The sequence below is a fragment of the Mesorhizobium liriopis genome (genome assembly GCF_024053505.1).
Classification (GTDB): Bacteria; Pseudomonadota; Alphaproteobacteria; order Rhizobiales; family Rhizobiaceae; genus Mesorhizobium_B; species Mesorhizobium_B liriopis.
Genome location: NZ_JAMXQS010000019.1, coordinates 1 through 3,971 on the forward strand (window position 1 = coordinate 1; position 3,971 = coordinate 3,971).

The 3,971-nt window shown below is 62.6% G+C and carries 4 protein-coding genes; all 4 read left to right on the forward strand.

The features are described from left to right. The first annotated feature begins 515 nt into the window (after positions 1-515). The 4 genes from NGM99_RS21500 (at position 516) to NGM99_RS21515 (ending at position 3,885) form a co-directional block, all read left to right on the forward strand. On the forward strand, positions 516-1,322 hold the full coding sequence (locus NGM99_RS21500; RefSeq protein WP_252822813.1) for a hypothetical protein: 807 nt from the start codon (positions 516-518) through the stop codon (positions 1,320-1,322). A gap of 121 nt (positions 1,323-1,443) precedes the next feature. Beyond that, positions 1,444-1,692 carry a helix-turn-helix transcriptional regulator gene (locus tag NGM99_RS21505; protein ID WP_252822815.1) on the forward strand — a complete coding sequence of 83 codons (249 nt, stop codon included), beginning with the start codon at positions 1,444-1,446 and terminating at the stop codon, positions 1,690-1,692. Positions 1,693-2,041: 349 nt separating this feature from the next. Then, complete coding sequence (locus NGM99_RS21510) at positions 2,042-2,488, forward strand: DUF2924 domain-containing protein (RefSeq protein ID WP_353937452.1); 447 nt, start codon at positions 2,042-2,044, stop codon at positions 2,486-2,488. Further along, positions 2,485-3,885: a recombinase family protein gene (locus NGM99_RS21515; RefSeq protein ID WP_252822819.1), complete on the forward strand. Its 1,401-nt coding sequence runs from the start codon at positions 2,485-2,487 to the stop codon at positions 3,883-3,885. The genes NGM99_RS21510 and NGM99_RS21515 overlap by 4 nt, the downstream gene beginning before the upstream one ends. The last annotated feature ends 86 nt before the right edge of the window (positions 3,886-3,971 follow it).

The window sequence follows — 3,971 nt, forward strand, 5'->3', positions numbered from 1 at the left end:
AGACAGCTGCGCTTCACTGCAGCCTGCCCGGCGGCAGAGCGAAGGCTTCTGCAGGAAGTCGGCAAAGCCTGGGCGGTAGGTCTCAAGCATCGCAGCAGCCATGCCCACGAACTTCGTCAAACGGGCAAAACGGCTGGTTTTGTCTGATCTCGGAGCAACCTCTGGGAGGGAGCAGAACGAGGTGGTTTGTCATGTTTGGCGACTTTGGCGAGAGAAGAGAGCGTAGGGGCAGAGCAAGATCGGCGGGCAGCATGAGGCTATCACCCATCAGAACATAGCGCGAACATGCACAAGGAATAAAAGCCTAGATGACTTCTGCGTGCTGTTGTCCACAGAATGGGGCGAGTTGCGATGTGGCGATGTTTGGTGGGACGCTGTTGGTCCGCTGACTGCTCGTGAATGGCTCGCTGCGGCGCCCAAAAGCGCAGCCCCTGCAGGCATTTAGCGTAGTGCTGCGCAGTGTTGTGCGCTATAGTGCAGCCTTGATCACAAGCCCCTCTGGCTGAGCCGGATCGTTGCAGGTCACACACCCCACTGTCCCACCTTCGTTGCCGTCGTTTGAGAGCCTGAGAGAGCCTCAGGCACTTGATGTTTGTGCCGCCCTTCGCCGCTGGTCGGACCCTCAGGCAGTGGCGCGTCTCGATCGCCTGAAGGGGGTGCTTGCCTTCTCGTGGTGGGACGACGATGGCGATGAGGTTGATCTGCTTGAGCGTCTCAAGCTGCGCCATCAGGTGGTGCGGGCCTTTCTGCAGCTCTTGTCCCAAGGCACGCTGGTGCTGACGGGATTGGTGGCACCGATCAAACTGTCGTCACGGCGTGAGATCATTCCGCCCGACATCATCGATGCGCTGCGGTTCGACTTTCCCGGTGCTCGCGCCACAGCACCCGGACTGGAGCTTATCCATCTCAAGGTGCATGCGGTGCAGGCCAGAGAGAACAGGGACGTTGGTTTGCGTGCATCAGCGGAGCCGTTGGCGGGAGCGGGCATGAGTGCTGATGCTGCTTTTAGCGCCGCTTCCAATGCTGCGCCGGAGTTCACGCATTCGGCCGACTATGGCCGGGTGACGATGCGCGGTCATGCCTTCCACCTTGCCGGTGGTCTGTGCCAGCTGGTGGCTTTGCTTCATGCAGCGAGCCGCTCGAATGATCCCTGGTGCGTGGGCAAGCAGCTGATGGCCGACTGCGGTTACAACACGACGCTTCTGAGCGATGCCTTTCGACGGCATCAGAGCCCGTCCTGGCGCGAACTGGTCGCAGGCAACGGCCGGGGGCTTTATCGCCTCAATCTGATGAACACGGCTATCGCCAGCGCCGCGGCCTGATCGTCCGTACGGATGGCGTACGGACAGCGTTGGGATCGTGCGCGGTTTGCGTCCTGATACAGCCACCCTCCTCTCCCGTCATGATGCTGCGCAGATCATCGCATTGTGACGGACACCATTCATGCACGAGACCCAGGAGCATCTGAGCCAGCGCGAACTGGCCAAGCGCTGGCGGCTTTCGCCGCGCACGCTGGAGCGCTGGCGCTTCACGGGAACGGGCCCCCGCTTTCTCAAGCTGGGCGGGCGCTGTGTTTACCGGCTCCAAGAGGTCGAAGCGTTTGAGAGCGCCCAGTTGCGTGACAAGGCAGGAAGGACTGAGACCAAGGCGGATGGGCAGGAGAGCGTGCCCACAACCGAGGGCAGCCAGTGATGGGGCAAGGCACATCGCTTCAGCTGACCCGCACCACTCCGATGACCGGTCCGCTTCCGCTCCACCCCGCCCAGATGGATGCCGACGAGCGCCTCACCGAACTCAGCTTGATCCTCGTAGCTGGCCTGATACGGCTGCGAGAGCGCCGATCGGGCAAACTATCTGCGCCTCCCGCCCGGTCTGGACTTCACTCTTTCTCCGAACAGAGCGTGTGTCGGCTCCCATCCCATGGAGAGTCGCCATGCTAACCTGCTCCCTTACACCAGACCGATCCGCCCCAGTCAGCGCGTCGTATCCGTCACATCGCCTGTCGTCACCTTCCTCTCGCCCCCCGAGCGCCGACCCATCGATTCTTTCCCGTCTTGCGGCCTTGGCCGCGATGACGATGCCTGAGCTGCAGGTCATGTGGCGCGAGCTGCACGGCTCCGAGCCGCCGCGCTTCAACCGCAAGCACATCGAGAGCCGGTTGGCGTATCGCATCCAGGAACTCGCCTATGGCGGGCTGAAGGTGGAGACACGGGCCAGGCTTGCAGCCTTGGCCAATGATCTCGATGCCAGTGCGGCGTCTGGGTCATCGCGCAAGGGTCGGAGTGTTGACCATCGTCCCGTGGCCGGCACCCGCCTGATCCGTGAGTGGCAGGGGGTGGAGGAGGTCGTCACCGTGCTCGACGACGGCTTTGAATGGCAGGGCAGGCCCTATGCCTCGCTGTCTTCTGTGGCGCGTGCGATCACCGGCACCCGCTGGAACGGACCGCTGTTCTTCGGCCTGCGTGCAGCATCACGGGGGCGGGCATGAAGACGGCCTCCTCCCCCGCCAAGCCTCTGCGCAAGGTGCGCTGTGCGGTCTACACGCGCAAAAGCAACGAGGAAGGGTTGGATATGGCCTTCAACTCCCTCGATGCCCAGCGCGAGGCGTGCGAGGCCTATATCGCCAGCCAGCGCGCTGAAGGCTGGGTGCTCGTTCCTGACCGCTATGACGATGGCGGTGTCTCGGGCGGCACGCTTGAGCGCCCAGCGCTGCGCCGCCTCTTGCGCGATGTCGAGCATGGCCTGGTCGATGTGGTGGTCGTCTACAAGATCGACAGGTTGTCGAGGTCGCTTTCCGACTTCTCCAAGCTCGTCGATCTCTTCGACATCCATGACGTGACCTTTGTGTCTGTCACCCAGTCCTTCAACACCACGACGAGCATGGGCAGGCTCACGCTCAACATCCTTCTCTCGTTCGCCCAGTTCGAGCGCGAGGTGATCGGCGAGCGCATCAGGGACAAGTTTGCGGCAAGCAGAAAGCGCGGGATCTGGATGGGGGGCACGGTGCCCTTCGGCTACCGGGTCGAGAACAGAAAGCTTGTGATCCATCAGGCTGAAGCTGCAACCGTCCGCTCCATCTTCGAGCGTTACCTCGCGATCGGCTCGGCCACCGTCTTGGCCAGGATGCTGACTGCCGAAGGCATCACACGGCGCAACGGCAAGCCCTTCGACAAGGGCTGGCTCTACAAGCTGCTTAGCAACCGCGTCTACCTTGGCGAGGCCGTCCACAAGGGTCAGGCCTACCCAGGCGAGCACAAGGCGATCGTCACGAAAGAGATCTGGGACAAGGTGCGCTCAATCATCGGCCAAAGCCCAAGGAGCCGGGCAACAGCAACACGGTGTCAGACACCAGCCCTTCTCAAGGGTCTGATCTTTGCCCCCGGTGGCCATGCCATGACGCCCACCCATACAAGAAAGCCAGGGGCTAAGCAGTACCGCTACTATGTGACCACCACGCTCAACCGCATCGGGCGAGACACCTGCCCCATCGGCCGTGTGCCCGCAGGCGAGATCGAAGGGGCAGTGGTCGACCAGCTCAGAGCCATGCTGCAAACGCCTGAGGTGATCGTCAGAACATGGCTGGCGGCACGAGACATGGAAAGGGACGGCAGTGCCACCAACCCCATCGGCCCTTCCCTCACCGAGGCCGAGGTGCGCTCTGCTCTCGTTCAGCTCGATCCGCTCTGGGACGAGCTGTTCCCAGCCGAGCAGGCCCGCATCGTGCAGTTGCTGGTGGGGCGCGTCGAGGTCAGCGAAAGCGGCGTCAGCGTGCATCTGCGAACCGATGGCATGGCAACGCTGGTCACTGATATGGGCACCAGGCAATCCAAGCCAGCACCACACGCGAAAGAGCCCGAACAGACCAGACTGGAGCGCGCTGCATGACTGGGATCAGCCTGACCACTCCCGTCGCACAGCAAACTGCCACGCTCAGCGCAGACGGCAAGCTGCTCGCCGTGCATGTGCCCATG

Excerpts from the sequence above, each read along its gene's own strand:
- NGM99_RS21505 (WP_252822815.1), top strand. The coding sequence starts at position 1,444 with ATGCACGAGACCCAGGAGCATCTGAGCCAGCGCGAACTGGCCAAGCGC.
- NGM99_RS21515 (WP_252822819.1), top strand. The coding sequence starts at position 2,485 with ATGAAGACGGCCTCCTCCCCCGCCAAGCCTCTGCGCAAGGTGCGCTGT.